This is a genomic window from Caballeronia sordidicola, from assembly GCF_000729995.1.
Taxonomy (GTDB): Bacteria; Pseudomonadota; Gammaproteobacteria; order Burkholderiales; family Burkholderiaceae; genus Caballeronia; species Caballeronia sordidicola_A.
On sequence record NZ_JNFG01000033.1, the window covers coordinates 1 to 16,162 of the forward strand.

At 61.4% G+C, this 16,162-nt stretch carries 15 protein-coding genes; 11 read left to right on the forward strand and 4 right to left on the reverse strand.

The window, feature by feature from the left end; translation table 11 throughout:
- Window positions 1–562 precede the first annotated feature (562 nt).
- The 11 genes from FH08_RS0126840 to pyrF all read left to right on the forward strand — a co-directional run bounded on the left by FH08_RS0126840 (window position 563) and on the right by pyrF (window position 11,762).
- Window positions 563–1,507 (forward strand): IclR family transcriptional regulator, encoded by a 945-nt coding sequence (locus tag FH08_RS0126840; protein WP_035567238.1) that lies wholly within the window; start codon window positions 563–565, stop codon window positions 1,505–1,507.
- Window positions 1,504–2,535: a 2-dehydro-3-deoxygalactonokinase gene (locus FH08_RS0126845; protein ID WP_051888573.1), complete on the forward strand. Its 1,032-nt coding sequence runs from the start codon at window positions 1,504–1,506 to the stop codon at window positions 2,533–2,535. Before FH08_RS0126840 ends, FH08_RS0126845 begins: the two co-directional genes overlap by 4 nt.
- A 10-nt stretch (window positions 2,536–2,545) precedes the next feature.
- Entirely contained in the window at window positions 2,546–3,223 is a 678-nt protein-coding gene (locus FH08_RS0126850; protein WP_031361322.1) for a 2-dehydro-3-deoxy-6-phosphogalactonate aldolase, read from the forward strand.
- Window positions 3,220–3,990, forward strand: coding sequence for an SDR family oxidoreductase (locus FH08_RS0126855; RefSeq protein ID WP_031361323.1), 771 nt, complete (start codon window positions 3,220–3,222; stop codon window positions 3,988–3,990). Before FH08_RS0126850 ends, FH08_RS0126855 begins: the two co-directional genes overlap by 4 nt.
- Before the next feature lie 127 nt (window positions 3,991–4,117).
- Window positions 4,118–5,125 (forward strand): arabinose ABC transporter substrate-binding protein, encoded by a 1,008-nt coding sequence (locus FH08_RS0126860; RefSeq protein WP_031361324.1) that lies wholly within the window; start codon window positions 4,118–4,120, stop codon window positions 5,123–5,125.
- Between the two features lie 81 nt (window positions 5,126–5,206).
- The gene (gene araG / locus FH08_RS0126865) at window positions 5,207–6,724 is read left to right on the forward strand and encodes an L-arabinose ABC transporter ATP-binding protein AraG (RefSeq protein ID WP_031361325.1); all 1,518 of its coding nucleotides are present in this window, start codon (window positions 5,207–5,209) and stop codon (window positions 6,722–6,724) included.
- Between the two features lie 27 nt (window positions 6,725–6,751).
- The gene (gene araH, locus FH08_RS0126870) at window positions 6,752–7,744 is read left to right on the forward strand and encodes an L-arabinose ABC transporter permease AraH (RefSeq protein WP_031361326.1); all 993 of its coding nucleotides are present in this window, start codon (window positions 6,752–6,754) and stop codon (window positions 7,742–7,744) included.
- Window positions 7,745–7,790: 46 nt separating this feature from the next.
- Window positions 7,791–8,582, forward strand: a complete 792-nt coding sequence (locus FH08_RS0126875; protein ID WP_031361327.1) for an SDR family NAD(P)-dependent oxidoreductase — start codon at window positions 7,791–7,793, stop codon at window positions 8,580–8,582.
- The gene (locus FH08_RS0126880) at window positions 8,579–9,457 is read left to right on the forward strand and encodes an SMP-30/gluconolactonase/LRE family protein (protein WP_031361328.1); all 879 of its coding nucleotides are present in this window, start codon (window positions 8,579–8,581) and stop codon (window positions 9,455–9,457) included. Before FH08_RS0126875 ends, FH08_RS0126880 begins: the two co-directional genes overlap by 4 nt.
- Before the next feature lie 179 nt (window positions 9,458–9,636).
- On the forward strand, window positions 9,637–10,746 hold the full coding sequence (locus FH08_RS0126885; protein WP_051888574.1) for an aldose 1-epimerase: 1,110 nt from the start codon (window positions 9,637–9,639) through the stop codon (window positions 10,744–10,746).
- Between the two features lie 200 nt (window positions 10,747–10,946).
- Window positions 10,947–11,762, forward strand: a complete 816-nt coding sequence (pyrF, locus tag FH08_RS0126890) for an orotidine-5'-phosphate decarboxylase (RefSeq protein WP_031361330.1) — start codon at window positions 10,947–10,949, stop codon at window positions 11,760–11,762.
- A gap of 316 nt (window positions 11,763–12,078) precedes the next feature.
- Here pyrF and FH08_RS0126895 read toward each other — a convergent pair whose 3' ends face one another.
- From FH08_RS0126895 to mutL, 4 genes are all read right to left on the reverse strand, one after another.
- Window positions 12,079–12,447, reverse strand: coding sequence for a helix-turn-helix domain-containing protein (locus FH08_RS0126895; protein ID WP_031361331.1), 369 nt, complete (start codon window positions 12,445–12,447; stop codon window positions 12,079–12,081).
- Window positions 12,440–12,790, reverse strand: coding sequence for a toxin-antitoxin system TumE family protein (locus tag FH08_RS0126900; protein WP_031361332.1), 351 nt, complete (start codon window positions 12,788–12,790; stop codon window positions 12,440–12,442). The genes FH08_RS0126895 and FH08_RS0126900 overlap by 8 nt, the downstream gene beginning before the upstream one ends.
- Before the next feature lie 193 nt (window positions 12,791–12,983).
- Window positions 12,984–13,922 (reverse strand): tRNA (adenosine(37)-N6)-dimethylallyltransferase MiaA, encoded by a 939-nt coding sequence (gene miaA / locus FH08_RS0126905; protein WP_031361333.1) that lies wholly within the window; start codon window positions 13,920–13,922, stop codon window positions 12,984–12,986.
- A complete protein-coding gene (mutL, locus tag FH08_RS0126910; protein ID WP_031361334.1) occupies window positions 13,919–15,898 on the reverse strand; it encodes a DNA mismatch repair endonuclease MutL in 1,980 nt (659 codons plus the stop codon). Before mutL ends, miaA begins: the two co-directional genes overlap by 4 nt.
- Window positions 15,899–16,162 lie beyond the last annotated feature (264 nt).

Here is a 16,162-nt window from a genome sequence, read left to right on the forward strand (position 1 = left end):
GATCGAAACGTGATCAAATCGGCCGCATCGCTCGCCGTCCCCGGGTGAAAATCGGCGGCGCTCACACATATGCATTCGATGTCAGTCGCTCACCACCCCAATTTCTATCTGCCGCGCAGACTCCTAGGACTAAGTAGTCACGGCCACCATGTGTGCGTGGAATCCGCCCGGCCGCGCCCGATGGATTGGGAGGAGTCGGGCTGCGAAGCCTGCCCTGTTTCGGTATGCTTTCTCTTCGCTCTAACTCCCAATATGTGAACACATCAATCACATATTGAATAATCCAGACACCCGGCTCTAAAATCCGATCACAGCCAAAACAGCTTCACACGCGTCCCAGGGTTTTCCCTTGCACCGTGTGGAACGAAAAAAGCACTCGGAGACAAGTCATGCCAACGTCCGCGACATCAGCGCAATCAGCGCGCTCGCATCTGCACTCGCTTCCACGTGTCTCGCACTCCTTATCGATGATTCCCCGCGTTGTAAGTTGCGTGCCATCGGCCCGATAACTCGCGTCGTGAACGAACGCTCAATCATTCTCAAGCCGCGAACATCGAGTGCCATGACCAAGACCCTGAATCCCATCATCGAGCATGAATTGTCGATGGACCGCACAGCCGGCAGCACGGCGGCGCCCGAGGCAGAAGCAGCAAACGAAGCGGCCGAGCCGAGCGAAGCCCAAGCATCTGCCGCAGCACTACTCGATCTCACGCCGCAGCAAGCCGGCACGCAAACCCTGCTGCGCGGCCTCGCGATTCTCGAAGCTGCAGCAGGCGGCGCGCGCGATCTGCGCAGCATCGGCGCGGCGCTCGGGACGACGCGCAGCACGACGCATCGCCTGGTGAGCTCGCTGGTGCAGGCGCGCTATCTGCGCCAGGTCGGCGGCGGTTATTTGCTCGGCCCCAAGCTGATCGAACTCGGCACCATCGCGCTCGAACAAATGCCGCTCACCGCGGTCGCGCGTCCGCATCTGCAAGTGCTGGCCGAGCACACGCACGACACCATCCACCTCGGCGTGCGCGACGGTGACGACGTCCTCTACATCGACAAGATTCCCGGCACACGCGGCCTCGAAATGCGCTCGCGGGTCGGTCACCGGATGCCGCTGGCATCGACGGGAATCGGCAAGGCGATGATGCTCGACCTGCCACCCGAGACGTGGAAGAAGCTGGTGGAAGCGTCGCATCGCGTGCTCGCGAAGGTGAGTTTCAAGCCCGATCACCAGCCGGATATCGATACCTTCATCCAGCGCATGACGCGTTATTCGCAAGGCGGTTTCACCTTCGATCTCGAGGAAAACGAAGCGTCGATTCGCTGCGTCGCGGCGCCGGTGCGCGACGCGTCGGGGGCGATCGTAGCGGCGCTGTCGGTGGCGAGCACGATTCCCTACATGCCGTCCGAGCGCATGGAGGAACTGATTCCGGTCGTGCAGCGCGAAGCGCGCGCGATCTCGCAAGAACTCGGCTGGCGTGTCCCGCAGCCCACAACGCGCAGGATCAAACGATGACGCGGATCGACACATCGGCCGAGACGCAACCTGCCCGCGCCGAAAAAGCGCCGCCGGCTCTGATAGCACTCGACTGGGGCACCACGGCGCTAAGAGCCTATCTCCTCGACGCAAGCGGCGCGGTGCTGGATACGCGGGCATCGTCGGCGGGCATCATGAATTTGCCGAAGCCCGCAGCGGAAGGCGGTTTCGACGCCGTATTCGATGCAACCTGCGGCGCATGGCTCGCCAACGATGCATCGCTTCCGGTGCTCGCGGCGGGCATGGTCGGCAGCGCACAAGGCTGGTTGGAAGCGCCGTACGTGTCCACACCCGCCGATCCCGCCGCGCTGGTTGCGGGCATCGTGCGCGTGACGACGCTCAAGGGTGTCACCGTTCACATCGTTCCGGGTGTGCTTGAAGATGGCGCGTTGCCGAACGTGATGCGCGGTGAAGAAACGCAGATCTTCGGTGCGCTCGCCAGCGACGCCACGCTCGACCAGCAACCGCACGGCGGACTGATCGGCTTGCCGGGAACGCATGCGAAGTGGGCGGTTGTGTCGAAGGGACGGATCGAACGGTTCTACACGTTCATGACCGGCGAGACCTTCGCCGCGCTTCGCGATCACACCATCCTCGGCCGCACGATGCGCGCAACCGACAAGCACGATCTGGACGCGTTTATTCGCGGCGTCGATACCGCCAAAAACGATGGCGACGCCGGTTTGCTCGCCACGATTTTCAGCACCCGAACGCTGGGACTGACCGGGCAACTGCAGCCGGAGCAACAAGCGGATTACCTCTCGGGCCTGTTGATCGGCCACGAACTACGCGGTCTTAACGAAGTGCTCGCGCGTGAGCAAGCAGAGCTCGCGGGCAAGGCATTAAGGCTGATCGGCAACGATGCGCTTTGCGAACGATATCGCTACGCGCTCGCCCGCTTCGGTTGCCACGATGCGCGGACCGTCGCGCATGCGACCGAGCGCGGTTTGCATCGGATCGCGCTGCAGGCCGGTCTGATCCCGGCGAGCTCAAGCGCAACTAATTAGGAGCAGGACCATGGCAATCGATATCAACCTTCCCGCGCCCTACGCGCCACACGCCGGCCTCGCCGCTGCGTTCGAACTGTGTCCGCTGATCGCGATCCTGCGCGGCGTGACGCCGGCGGACGCCGCTGACCACGGCCGCGCGTTGTACGAAGCGGGTTTCCGGATCATGGAAGTGCCGTTGAATTCGCCGCAGCCGTTCGACAGCATCGCGGCGATCCGTCAGGTGCTGCCCGCTGACGCCATCGTCGGGGCGGGTACGGTCCTGCATCCGGATTACGTCGCGCAAGTGAAACAGGCTGGCGGCGAGTTGATCGTGATGCCGCATAGCGATGGCGATGTGGTCCGCGCCGCGAAAGCGCAAGGACTTGCCTGCGCACCGGGTGTCGCCACGCCGAACGAAGCGTTTCTCGCGCTGAAGAACGGGGCGGACGTGCTGAAGATGTTCCCCGCCGAGCAGCTTGGCTCGCACGTGGTGAAGGCGTGGCGCGCGGTGATCGCGGCGCAAGTGCCGCTCGTGCCGGTCGGCGGAATCTCGCCGGACAACATGGGGCCGTTCCTCACCGCAGGCGCGAATGGCTTTGGTCTCGGCTCGGCGCTCTACAAGCCAGGTCAGACCGCAGCAACCACGGCATCGCACGCGAAGGCGTACATCAATGGACTAGCCGTGGCGCGAGGCCAGAAGAAATGACCCGGCTCGCAGGCAAGGTCGCGGTCATCACCGGCGCCGGGCGTGGCATCGGCGCGGCGATTGCCAGTGCGTTCGTTCGTGAAGGCGCGGCCGTGGTGTTGGCGGAACTCGATATTGCATTAGCGCGTGAAACGGCAGCACGGATCGGATCGGCGGACAACGTGCTCGCGGTGCAAACCGACGTGACGCGAAGCGCATCGGTGCAGAACGCGGTCAGCGAAGCTGAAGCGAAGTTTGGCCCGGTCGACGTGCTGGTGAACAACGCGGGCATCAACGTGTTTTGTGATCCTCTGACCATGACCGACGACGACTGGCGCCGCTGCTTCGCCGTTGATCTCGACGGCGTCTGGAACGGTTGCCGCGCCGTGTTGCCGGGCATGGTCGAACGCGGGCGCGGCAGCATCGTGAATATTGCTTCTACGCACGCGTTCAAGATCATCCCGGGTTGTTTTCCGTACCCGGTGGCGAAGCACGGCGTGATTGGATTGACGCGGGCGTTGGGTATCGAATACGCGGGGCGGCAGGTGCGCGTGAATGCGATTGCGCCGGGTTACATCGAGACGCAACTCACGCACGACTGGTGGAACGAACAGGCCGATCCGGCCAAAGCGAAACGGGCAACGCTCGATCTGCAACCGATGAAGCGCATCGGCCAGCCGGAGGAAGTGGCCATGACCGCCGTGTTCCTTGCATCTGACGAAGCGCCGTTTATCAACGCGAGTTGCATCACGGTGGATGGCGGGCGCTCGGCGCTGTATCACGACTGAACAGGTAGACGGAAACGCCCAGGATAAGCAGCAAAGGATGACGCACTGGCCGTGGTGCGAAATCACTACAACAAGACGCGGCCAATACCTTCGTACCAACTAGACAGATCAAGTCAGGAGACAGACCATGAAACGCAGAATGTTCCTCACCCTCGTTGCCACGGCCACGGCAGCCAGCGCGACCTTGTTCACGGCGCCGGTGGCGCAAGCCGCCGATGACGTCAAGATCGGCTTCCTGGTCAAGCAGCCGGAAGAACCCTGGTTCCAGGACGAATGGAAGTTCGCCGAAGCGGCGGCCAAGGAAAAGGGCTTCACACTGGTGAAGATCGGCGCACCGTCGGGTGAAAAGGTGATGAGCGCGATCGATAACCTCGCCGCGCAAAAGGCCCAGGGTTTCGTGATCTGCACGCCTGACGTCAAGCTCGGACCGGGCATTGTTGCAAAGGCAAAAGCGGCCGGACTGAAGATGATGACGGTCGATGACCGCCTGGTCGACGGTTCGGGCAAGCCGATTGAATCTGTGCCTTACATGGGCATTTCGGCGTTCAACATCGGCAAGCAGGTCGGTGATGGAATTGCTGCCGAGATCAAGAAGCGCGGCTGGAAGCCGGAAGAAACGGGCGCTATCGACGTGACGTATGAACAGCTTCCGACCGCCCATGACCGCACCGCTGGTGCTGTAGAAGCGCTGGTTGCATCGGGCTTCCCGAAGGCCAATATCGTGATGGCGCCGCAAGCCAAGACCGATACCGAAAACGCCTTCAACGCAGCGAACATCGCGTTGACGAAAAACACCCAGTTCAAGCATTGGGTGGCGTTCGGCCTGAACGACGAGGCCGTGCTCGGCGCAGTGCGTGCTGCAGAAGGCCGTGGCTTCAAGGCGGACAACATGATTGGCGTGGGCATCGGCGGCTCGGATTCGGCGTTGAACGAGTTCAAGAAACCGAACCCGACCGGCTTCTACGGCACGGTGATCATCAGCCCGAAGCGTCATGGCGAGGAAACGTCGGAACTCATGTATACGTGGATCAAGGACGGCAAGGAACCTCCGCTCGTGACGCTGACCACCGGCATGTTGGCGACGCGTGACAACGTAGGCGAAGTGCGCGAAAAGATGGGCCTGGCATCGAAGTAAGGCTGTTCCGTAGTGCAACACCACGGACCGCGGCGTGCCGACATGAGGCGCTGCGGTCTGCATGAAACATAAGGAGGCGATGTGTCAGCGACGCTGCGTTTTGACAATATCGGTAAGGTTTTTCCAGGCGTGCGCGCGCTCGACGGCGTGTCGTTCGACGTCAACGCCGGCGAAGTGCACGGCTTGATGGGCGAGAACGGCGCGGGCAAATCGACTTTGCTGAAAGTGCTGGGCGGTGAATATCAGCCGGATTCCGGGCGTGTCCTGATCGATGGAAACGAGGTGAAGTTCGCTAGCGCGGCCGCATCGATTGCGGCGGGTATCGCGGTGATTCACCAGGAGTTGCAGTACGTGCCCGATCTCACGGTCGCCGAGAACCTGCTGCTAGGTTCCTTGCCGAACACGTTCGGCTGGGTGCATAAGCGCGAAGGGAAGAAGCATGTCCGCGAGCGGCTCTTGCAAATGGGTGTCGATCTCGACCCGAACGCGAAGCTCAAGAAGCTTTCCATCGCGCAACGGCAGATGGTGGAAATCTGCAAGGCGCTGCTGCGTAACGCACGCGTGATTGCGCTCGATGAACCCACGTCGTCGCTGTCGCATCGCGAGACGGAAGTGCTGTTCAAGCTTGTGCGCGAGTTGAAAGCGGACAACCGCGCGCTGATCTACATCTCGCACCGCATGGACGAAATTTACGAGCTGTGCAATACGTGCACGATTTTCCGCGATGGCCGCAAGATCGCGTCGCACGCGAATCTGGCCGAGGTTCCGCGCGATACGCTCGTGCAGGAAATGGTCGGGCGTGAAATTTCGGATATCTACGATTACAAGCCACGCAAGCTCGGCGATGTGCGCTTCGCCGTGAAGAATGTGGAAGGTCACGCGCTGCGTGAACCGGTGAGTTTTGAAGTGCGCCGGGGCGAGATTGTCGGCTTCTTCGGGCTCGTGGGCGCGGGGCGCAGCGAACTGATGCACCTGGTCTACGGCGCGGACCATAAGAAGGCCGGCACGATCATGCTCGATGGCCAGCCGATCAAGGTTCGCAGCGCGGGCGAAGCGATCAGGCACGGCATCGTGATGTGTCCTGAGGACCGGAAAGAAGAGGGCATCGTGGCCATGGCTTCGGTGTCCGAGAACATCAATATCTCGTGCCGCCGGCATTACCTGCGCGCCGGGCTGTTCCTGGACCGCAAGAAAGAAGCTGCCACCGCCGACCGTTTCATCCAGTTGTTGAAGATCAAGACGCCGAGCCGCAGGCAGAAAATTCGCTTCCTCTCCGGCGGCAATCAGCAAAAAACCATTCTGTCGCGCTGGCTCGCAGAGCCGGAACTGAAAGTCGTGATCCTCGATGAACCCACGCGCGGCATTGACGTGGGCGCGAAGCACGAGATCTACAACGTGATCTATCAACTGGCCGAACGCGGCTGCGCGATCGTGATGATTTCGTCCGAGTTGCCGGAAGTGCTGGGCGTATCGGACAGGATCGTGGTGATGCGGCAAGGGCGTATCGCGGGCGAATTGCCGCGCGGGAACGCGACCGAAAAATCAGTGCTGAATCTTGCGCTGCCTGTGCAATCCGAACCGACTGCGCAGGCAGCCTGAAGTAAAAAAGTGGAGATGGAGGACATCATGGAAGTCAGGGAAAACATTACCAACACGCTGGTGCCGGCAAAGAACGACAAGCAGAGATGGTGGCAGCAGATCACCGAATACAGCCTCGTCGTGATCTTCGTCTTGATGTTCATCACGATGTCGCTCACGGTCGATCACTTCTTCTCCATCGAGAACATGCTCGGCCTGGCGTTGTCGATTTCGCAGATCGGCATGGTCGCTTGCACGATGATGTTCTGCCTCGCCTCGCGCGATTTCGACTTGTCGGTCGGCTCCACGGTGGCGTTCGCCGGCGTGCTCTGCGCGATGGTTTTGAACGCCACGGGCAACACGTTTATCGCGATTATCGCGGCGGTGGCAGCGGGTTCGGCCATCGGCTTTGTGAACGGCGCGGTGATTGCGTACTTGCGGATCAACGCGTTGATTACTACGCTGGCTACCATGGAAGTGGTGCGCGGGCTTGGGTTCATCGTGTCGCATGGGCAGGCGGTGGGCGTATCGTCGGATACGTTTATCGCGCTCGGCGGCTTGACCATGTTCGGTGTCTCGCTGCCGATCTGGGTCACGCTGGCGTGTTTCATCGTGTTCGGCGTGCTGCTGAATCAGACCGTGTACGGGCGTAATACGCTCGCGATCGGCGGTAACCCGGAAGCGTCACGGTTGGCTGGTATCAATGTGGAACGCACGCGCATCTGGATCTTCCTGATCCAGGGCGCAGTGGCCGCGCTGGCCGGGGTGATCCTGGCGTCGCGGATTACGTCGGGACAACCGAACGCCGCAGACGGCTTCGAGCTCAACGTGATTTCCGCGTGCGTACTCGGCGGCGTGTCGCTGCTCGGTGGCCGCGCCACCATCTCGGGCGTGGTGATCGGCGTGTTGATCATGGGTACGGTCGAGAACGTGATGAACCTGATGAACATCGACGCGTTCTATCAGTACCTCGTGCGCGGCGCGATCCTGCTCGCCGCGGTGCTGCTCGACCAGTTGAAGAATCGCGGTTCACGGGACTAAATTCGCGCGACTAAATTCACGCGACTAAATGAGAGGTTAGGGACAGATGGCTAGTTCAGTCGATAAAACCTTCGCACGCTATCCGAGCCTCGCCGGCAAGGTAGTGCTGATTACCGGCGGCGCGACGGGTATTGGCGCCGCGTTCGTCGAGCATTTCTTCGATCAGGGCGCGAAGGTCGCGTTCTTCGATATCGATACTAACGCCGGTGAAGCGCTCGCCGATCAGCTCGGCGCGGATCTGGCCAACGGGCAATCCCGGCCGATGTTCCTGCGCGTGGACCTGACGAATATCGACGCGTTGCGCAAAGGCATTGCCGATGTACGCACCACGCTGGGGCGCATCGGCGTGCTGGTGAACAACGCGGCGAACGACCGGCGCCACAAGATCGAGGACGTGACGCCGGAGTCCTACGACGCGGGGATTGCGGTGAATGTTCGCCATCAGTTCTTCGCGGCGCAGGCAGTGATCGACGATATGAAGCAGCTCGGCGGCGGGTCGATCGTGAATCTCGGCTCGATTAGCTGGATGCTTAAACAGGGCAATTTTCCGGTTTACGTCACGGCGAAATCGGCCGTGCAAGGCATGACGAATGGCCTCGCGCGGGATCTCGGCCCGTTCAATATCCGGGTGAATACGCTCGTTCCGGGCTGGGTGATGACGGAAAAACAACGCCGCTTGTGGCTCGACGAATCCGGCAAGCGCGCGATCAAAGAGGGCCAGTGCATTGATGCGGAATTGCTGCCCGAGCATCTTGCACGGGCAGCGCTGTTCCTGGCATCGGACGACAGCAGCATGATGACCGCGCAGGAAGTGGTCATCGACGGGGGCTGGGCATGAAAGCGCATCTGCTGGTCGACAGCAAATGCGCGCTGGGAGAAGGCGCGACGTGGTGCGCCGACACCGGGCGTTTTTACTGGACGGACATTGAAGGCAGGCGTTTGTGGCGCTACGACCCGCGCGATGCCAGCCGCGTTTCGTTCGACATGCCGGAACGGCTTGCATGCTTCGCGTTATGCGCCGATGCTGACGTGCTGCTGCTCGGTCTTGCTTCGCGGCTGGCGTTTTTCGATCTGGAGACTGGCGCGATCGAAACGATCATGCCGGTGGAAGCCGATCTGCCGACGCGCATCAACGACGGTAAATGCGACCGTCAGGGGCGTTTTGTGTTCGGGACGAAACACGACGTGGCGAAGGCGGAGAAGATTGGCGGGTTTTATCGGTTGAACCTGGATTTGTCGCTCGAGCGTTTGCCGCTCGGCGATTGCGCGATTTCGAACAGCATCGCGTTCAGCCCGGACGGCTCGCGCATGTATTACTGCGATTCCCCGGAGCGCCTGATTCGCGCGTGTGATTACGATTCGTTTGCCAACCAGCGCGTGTTTGTTGAGCTTTCGGACGCAAGCGGCGAGCCGGATGGTTCCGCGGTTGATCGCGATGGCGGCCTGTGGAACGCGCAGTGGGGCGGCAACCGCGTGGTGCGTTATGACGCCGATGGCCGGGAAACGGCGCGTATTGACGTGCCGACGGCGCAGCCGAGCTGCGTCGCGTTCGGTGGCGCGCAACTCGGCACGGTGTATATCACGAGCGCTCGAGTCGGATTGGACGCGGACGCGTTGCAGGACGATCCGCACGCGGGCGCGGTGTTTATTGCGACGCCGTCGGCAAGGGGTATCGCCGAGCCGGTGTTTCGCGGGTATAGCCGGACGCGCTGAGCAGGCACGCGCTTAGCAGGTAGGCATGGCGCTCCACGCGTCGCGCCGCAGGTTTGCGTATCAAGTTGCAAGCAAAAAACGAGGCGGCGTGCACGACGCGCTGCCCGCAGCTTCCCGGGCACGCTGGAGCCTCAGGCCAGGACCACGGGATTGATCGCCTCTCGTTCGGAGTCAGCCATATGACCGTTGCCCGCTCAGCAGGAAGCTCCACGCCACCACCGGCGTCGTCCCGGCCAGCAGTGCCGACCCGCCGCTCCAAGCTTGCCGCTGCAACGGAACCGCCGATTCGCCCGGGGCCGGCCACATCGGTCGTCGCGATGGGCGGTCCAGGCGTCAACGGTTGCATCACCCTCGCCAACGCACAACTCCGCCTCGATATCGCGCCGGCTCTCGGCGGCGGCATCACCCGTTTCGACTGGCGCAGCGATGGCGCGCTCGTGCCGATCTTCCGGCCGTGCCTCGCGCCGAGCGCGGCTACGGATCCGAATGAGCTCGCGTGTTATCCGCTGCTGCCGTATTCGAATCGCATCGGCGGCGGGCGGTTTCAGTTTCTCGGCCGCGGTGTCGATGTGCCGTGTAACCGGCCCGGCGAGCCGTTGCCGCTGCATGGCGACGGCTGGCTTGGCGCGTGGGACGTGGCGTCGGAGAATTCGACGCATGTGCGCTTAACGCTTGATCGCCGCGATGGCGCGCCGTATTCGTACACGGCGAGCCAGTCGTTCACGCTCGAAGCGTCGACGCTCGTGGTGACGCTTTTTGTCGAAAATACCGGGCGCGAAGCGTTGCCGTTCGGGCTGGGATTGCATCCGTTCCTGACCCGCGAAGCCGATACCGAGTTGTCCGCCGCAGCCGATGGCTTGTGGCTCTGCGGCGACGATTTCCTGCCGATCCGTCACGTTCCGGCGCCGCCGGCGTGGCAATTCGGCGTGGCTTACCCCATGCCCGCCGCGATGGTGAATAACGCGTTCACCGGATGGAGCGGGCGCACGAGCGTGATGTGGCCGAAGCGGCGCTTGTCGCTGACCATTTGCGCCGATACCGATTACTACGTGCTCTACGCACCGGCTGGCCAGAATTTCTTTTGTTTCGAGCCCGTCGATCACCCGATCAATGCTGTGAATCTGCCCGGTGGGGGCGCCGCGAACGGCATGACGGTGCTGGCACCGGGAGAAAGCCTGACGCGGGAGTTCAGCTTTACCGTCGAAAGGTCGGGGGAAGCCAAGCGGCGTGGGCGGCCGAAGCAGCCCGCGGGGCAGAAAGCGCGCAAGACGGCTGCGACGATGCGGTGAGTGGTCATAGGCGCGCGAGACGCGGGCGAGGGCGGTGCGGTGAGGCTGTCATTGAGCGCGCATCACTTGGGCGAGGGTGAGGGCGCGAGCGCGGCTATGCGTTAGCTGTTAGCGGTGAGTCCTTAGCCGCGCGTCCAGTAACAACGCCGCGCCGCGTTAAAATACCGGATCGCTTATTTGCCCTCTCGCCCCGGATGCCCATGTCGTTTATCGAATCGCTCAATGCCGCCTGGTCGCGGACCCAGTCTTTGCTCTGTGTCGGGCTTGACCCGGAACCTTCACGGTTTCCGGGTGCATTGAACGGACGTGCTGATTCGATCTTCGACTTTTGCCGCGACATTGTCGACGCTACGGCGCCGTATGCCTGCTCATTCAAACCGCAGATCGCGTATTTTTCGGCGCACCGTGCCGAGGATCAACTCGAGCAGCTGATAGCGCATATTCACGCTGAGCATCCCGGGTTGCCGGTGATCCTGGATGCCAAACGCGGTGATATCGGCAGCACCGCCGAGCAATATGCAATCGAAGCGTTTGATCGATATAAAGCCGATGCCGTCACGGTTAATCCGTATATGGGGTTCGATTCAGTTCAGCCGTATCTGGAACATGACGGGAAGGGCGTGATCGTCTTGTGCCGCACGTCGAATGCCGGTGGCTCGGATCTGCAGTTTCTTAACGTCGATGGAACGCCGCTTTATCAGATCGTGGCGCGGCTCGCCGCCGAGAAGTGGAACGCGAGCGGACAGTTGGGACTGGTGGTTGGGGCGACTTTTCCGCGTGAGATCGAAGTCGTCCGTTCGATTGTTGGGGAGATGCCGCTCTTGATTCCGGGCATTGGCGCTCAAGGCGGTGACGTTGAAGCAACGGTCCGTGCCGGGCGCGATTCTTCAGGTAAAGGCGGGATGCTGATTAATTCTTCGCGCGCGATTATCTATGCCGGTAAGGGCGATGATTTTGCCCATGCTGCGGCCAAAGCGGCGCGCCGGACTCGCGACGCTATTAGTGCGGTGAGTTGATGTTGCCGCACGCTTAACAGTGCCGGTCTCGAATCAGCACGACCGGCAGCGACCCATTGGTCCTTCGCTTTCCGCGAAGCGGTCGCTCATCCTGCCTGCATTGGATTAGCCTCCGCTTCTACGCAGCGGTCAGCATCAATCTGAAGCCTGATAAGCGCATGCCGTTGGCCGCGACCGACACCCTATGCTCTCACTTCGACGGGTCAGGAAGCGAGCGGCGCCGAATGGTTTTGCTTTTGTCATGTGGTCAAAATGAAGAAGCCCGCGATGCCGATTGGCGTGTCGCGGGCTTGGTACTACGCGTGCGGTTTTTGCGTTACGCGAACGACATTTCAAGACTGATGCCTGAATAATTGACGCGTGGTGCGACCTCGCGGCCATCGCCCTTCTCGAAGTACACAATGCCGTACCTTTCCATTGTCTTAAGCGTGCGCGAGAGGTTGGACTTAGCCCGTCCAGACGTCTCAGCCAGCTCCGTCAATGAAGCCGGGTTCGTCTTGGCGATCAGCGCGAGCAACGCCTGATTCTTTCCCGACAGCACCTGTGCGAACGACTCAGGCGACGAAAACCAGATTTTCGGCTCGTCGGGAGACGGCTTGTATTCGCCCCGCGCGATTGCCATCGTCCGCGCCTTGAATTGCTCCATCGGGGCAATCCCGACTTTCAGGATGTGTTCGTTAATCATCGCTCTCGCTCCTTTCCTTCATCAATGTTTCGACTTCGGTCCAGAAGTCTGCAAGCAACGTCGCGGCATCCATGTAATCGTAAAACCGGATGCGCTCGCCGGCGTGCTTGTGGTCGTACTCGATTCGCGTTCTGGCACCCGGGCCTGAACCCTCCCGGATCGGATGTGCGTTATCAAATCCCAACAGGCGAGTACCGTTTTCGTCATGCAGCGTTAGCGAATACTTCAACCCGTGCGGGCGCTCCGTTGTTGCGTCGATTCGCGCTACTTCAAATTTCACCCAACAACACCCGGTGTCGTCGACGGTGTACATCACGCCGTCAAACTCGAGCAGGGTGTCCAAGCAGGGTGTCCAGGCTGTGGTCTCGGTCTGTCATCAAATATATAGGTTATCATCAGATGACAACAAAGACAAGGAACTCACCGGTTACCGGGAAAAACCGGGCGTGTGCGCGGCCCTGATGCGCGATTTGCCTCGTTTCCTCGCTAGGACTGCAAGGCCTTGAATGCAGTGCATGTTTCCTGAACTCGAAGCGCTACATTTGAACTGCGCGCTCAATCTCCTCAAGCGCGGCTTCCATCGCATCTCCGCTCGTGCAATCCACAACCCGCCGCCCTTCGATCCCCCTCAACCACGTCAGTTGCCGCTTGCATAACTGCCGCGTCGCGAACACGCCTTTATTGCGCATCGTCGGGTAATCGATTTGCCTGTCCAGATATTCCCAAGCCTGCCGATACCCCACGCATCGCATCGATGGCATCGCCGGCGATAAATCCCCGCGCGCCCGAAGCCGTTCTACTTCTTCCAGCAATCCACTTTCGAGCATCAGATCAAACCGTTTTTCGATCCGCTTGTGCAGCACGCTTCTATCCGATGGCTCTAGCGCAACCGGAACGAATTCAGGTGCATTTTCCTGCGTCTTTTTCGGATCTTTCAATATGGCAGAGAGGGGTCTGCCGGTCAGCATGAACACTTCCAGCGCGCGCTGGATTCGCTGCGAATCATTGGGCGGAAGCCGGGCCGCTGTCTCAGGGTCGATTAAAGCCAACCGCGCATGCACCGCAGGCCAGCCATCCCGCGCCGCTTCCGCGTCGAGGTCAGCACGCATCTCAGGATTCGCTTCCGGCAAATCATTTAATCCGCGCGTCAAAGCCATGTAATACAACATCGTGCCGCCGACCAATAACGGGATTCGGCCGCGACCTTCAATCTCCGCCACCAGCTTCAAAGCGTCATTCCGAAACTGCGCCGCAGAATAAGCTTCAGTCGGATCGATGATATCGATCAGATGATGCGGCGCCAGTGCGCGTTCTTCCGCAGTCGGCTTCGCAGTACCAATATCCATTCCGCGATAAACCAGCGCCGAATCCACGCTGATAATCTCCACCGGAAAGCGCTGCGCAAATGCCAGCGCAGCCGCCGTCTTCCCCGATGCCGTCGGCCCCAGCAAACAAGCAATACGCCGCGCGCTCATTGGCCGCGCATGAAAAGTCGATCGAGATCGCCGAGCGTCAACTGGAACCAGGTCGGGCGGCCGTGATTGCACTGGTCGCCGCGCTCGGTGGCTTCCATCTGGCGTAACAGGCCGTTCATTTCGTCCAGCGTCAGCCGACGGTTTGCCCGGACCGCGTGATGGCAGGCCAGCGTGCCCAGCAATTCATGCTGGCGCTCGGTCAATACCCGCGAGCCGCCGTACGCCTGCAAATCCGAAATCACTGCACGCGCCAGAGACTGCAAATCGGCATCTTTCAGCAGGGCGGGGACTGCGCGGATCGCAATCGAACCCGGCGACAGAATTGCCAAGTCGAATCCCAACGCGTCCAGTACTTCGCGCTCTTCCTCGACCACGCCCATTTCAACAGCATCGACGGTCATCGTCACCGGAATCAGCAGCGGCTGCACCGCGATTGCCCGGTCAGCCAGCGAGTTCTTGAACTGCTCGTACAGGATCCGCTCGTGGGCCGCATGCATGTCCACGATGATCAGTCCCTGCGCGTTCTGCGCCAGCACGTAGATGCCATGAATCTGGCCCAGCGCGAAGCCCAGCGGCTGCTCGTCAGCAACGATATCCGGCGCACCCGGCATTGAGGCATAGAGCGGCGCGCTGGCCTGGTTCGGCGAGTAGGCGTCTGTCGTGCCCACGCCAGCGGCAAGCGTCGTGCCCTGGGGCATGCCGGCGTTCACGTCGCGGCGGCCGAACAACGCGTCGTACAGCGCCAGCGGCTGCGCTACCGGCAGATTGCCCTGCGTCATCCGCGATTGCCGCAGCCAGTTCGTGCCGTTGTCGGCCTTCTGCGACGATTCGCCAAGCACGCCTGCGCCCGCATAAGGCCGTGCACTAAACGATGCGATTCCCGTCGGCTCCAGTTGCGCGGCATGACCACCAGCCGTCGTTTCCGGCGATGCCCCCGCGTTGCGCGCCAACGCGCGCTGCACGGCGTGAAACACGTACTGATGGATCGAGCGTGAATCGCGGAAACGCACTTCGATCTTCGACGGATGCACGTTCACATCGACGGATTCCGGCGGCAGATCGAGAAACAGCACATACGACGGATAGCGGTTGCCGTGCAGCACATCCTCATACGCGGCGCGTACGGCGTGCGTCAGCAGCTTGTCGCGCACGAAGCGGCCATTGACGAAGAAGTACTGCTGGTCGGCGCGGCCGCGGCTCGCCGTCGGCAGGCCGGCGCAGCCATACACGGCCAGTGGTCCCGCGCGTTCGTCGAGCGGCAGATGCGCGGTGGCGAAGACATCGCCGAGAATTTTCGCCACGCGCGTGGACGGGTCCGACGCGTTCCAGTGCTCGACGGCCTTACCGTTATGAATCACCGATATCGCGATGTCCGGCCTTGCCAGCGCGACGCGCCGGATCACTTCCAGGCAATGCCCGAGTTCGGTTTGCTCGCTTTTCAGGAATTTGCGGCGCGCGGGCGTGTTGAAGTACAGCTCGCGCACTTCCATTGTCGTGCCGATAGTCCCGGCCGCCGGCGAGATCGCGCCGGTCTGGGCGTCGATCCGGGTCGCATGCGCGCACGCCGCCGTCCGGCTGGTGATGAAAAGCTCGGCCACCGATGCAATCGACGCCAGCGCTTCTCCGCGAAACCCAAGCGACGCCACGGCTTCCAGCTCGGCAAGCGAGCGGATCTTGCTGGTGGCGTGGCGCAACAACGCCAAAGGAAGTTCGGCGGGAGGAATGCCGCAGCCATCGTCGACGATCATGATGCGCTTCACCCCGCCTTCGTCGAGCGTGATCCGCAAGCTCGACGCGCCGGCGTCCAGCGCGTTTTCGAGCAATTCCTTCACCACGGACGCCGGCCGTTCGACCACTTCGCCCGCTGCGATCTGGCTGATCAGCTGGTCGGGCAACTGCTGAATGGCGCGCGGCAAGCGCCCGGCGGGGGCGGGGGAGTGGGATATCGTGTCGGATGAATCGATGAGATCGGGCATGCCGAAATTATAAAGCTTCGCGCCGGTGAACGATTTCGCGGCCGTCCGGTCTCGTACTACGCGTTGGCCAGGTGGGCTGTTGTACGCGTTCCGAAGCGGCGCAAAAAGGCCCGAATAGCGTTAAATCCAGCCAATGAACCCACGCTCCGCCAATTTTCCGACGTCGAGTTCGGTATCATGGCGCGACTGTTTTTATCGCAACGTCTTTGCAACGATGTGCCGATGCATGCACGTTGCCGCTCCAAATTTCCTGCTAATTCCATT

Excerpts from the sequence above, each read along its gene's own strand:
- FH08_RS0126850 (WP_031361322.1), top strand. The coding sequence starts at position 2,546 with ATGGCAATCGATATCAACCTTCCCGCGCCCTACGCGCCACACGCCGGC.
- FH08_RS0126855 (WP_031361323.1), top strand. The coding sequence starts at position 3,220 with ATGACCCGGCTCGCAGGCAAGGTCGCGGTCATCACCGGCGCCGGGCGT.
- FH08_RS0126840 (WP_035567238.1), top strand. The coding sequence starts at position 563 with ATGACCAAGACCCTGAATCCCATCATCGAGCATGAATTGTCGATGGAC.
- FH08_RS0126860 (WP_031361324.1), top strand. The coding sequence starts at position 4,118 with ATGAAACGCAGAATGTTCCTCACCCTCGTTGCCACGGCCACGGCAGCC.
- pyrF (WP_031361330.1), top strand. The coding sequence starts at position 10,947 with ATGTCGTTTATCGAATCGCTCAATGCCGCCTGGTCGCGGACCCAGTCT.
- FH08_RS0126845 (WP_051888573.1), top strand. The coding sequence starts at position 1,504 with ATGACGCGGATCGACACATCGGCCGAGACGCAACCTGCCCGCGCCGAA.
- FH08_RS0126875 (WP_031361327.1), top strand. The coding sequence starts at position 7,791 with ATGGCTAGTTCAGTCGATAAAACCTTCGCACGCTATCCGAGCCTCGCC.
- mutL (WP_031361334.1), bottom strand. The coding sequence starts at position 15,898 with ATGCCCGATCTCATCGATTCATCCGACACGATATCCCACTCCCCCGCC.
- FH08_RS0126885 (WP_051888574.1), top strand. The coding sequence starts at position 9,637 with ATGACCGTTGCCCGCTCAGCAGGAAGCTCCACGCCACCACCGGCGTCG.
- miaA (WP_031361333.1), bottom strand. The coding sequence starts at position 13,922 with ATGAGCGCGCGGCGTATTGCTTGTTTGCTGGGGCCGACGGCATCGGGG.
- FH08_RS0126895 (WP_031361331.1), bottom strand. The coding sequence starts at position 12,447 with ATGATTAACGAACACATCCTGAAAGTCGGGATTGCCCCGATGGAGCAA.
- araH (WP_031361326.1), top strand. The coding sequence starts at position 6,752 with ATGGAAGTCAGGGAAAACATTACCAACACGCTGGTGCCGGCAAAGAAC.
- FH08_RS0126880 (WP_031361328.1), top strand. The coding sequence starts at position 8,579 with ATGAAAGCGCATCTGCTGGTCGACAGCAAATGCGCGCTGGGAGAAGGC.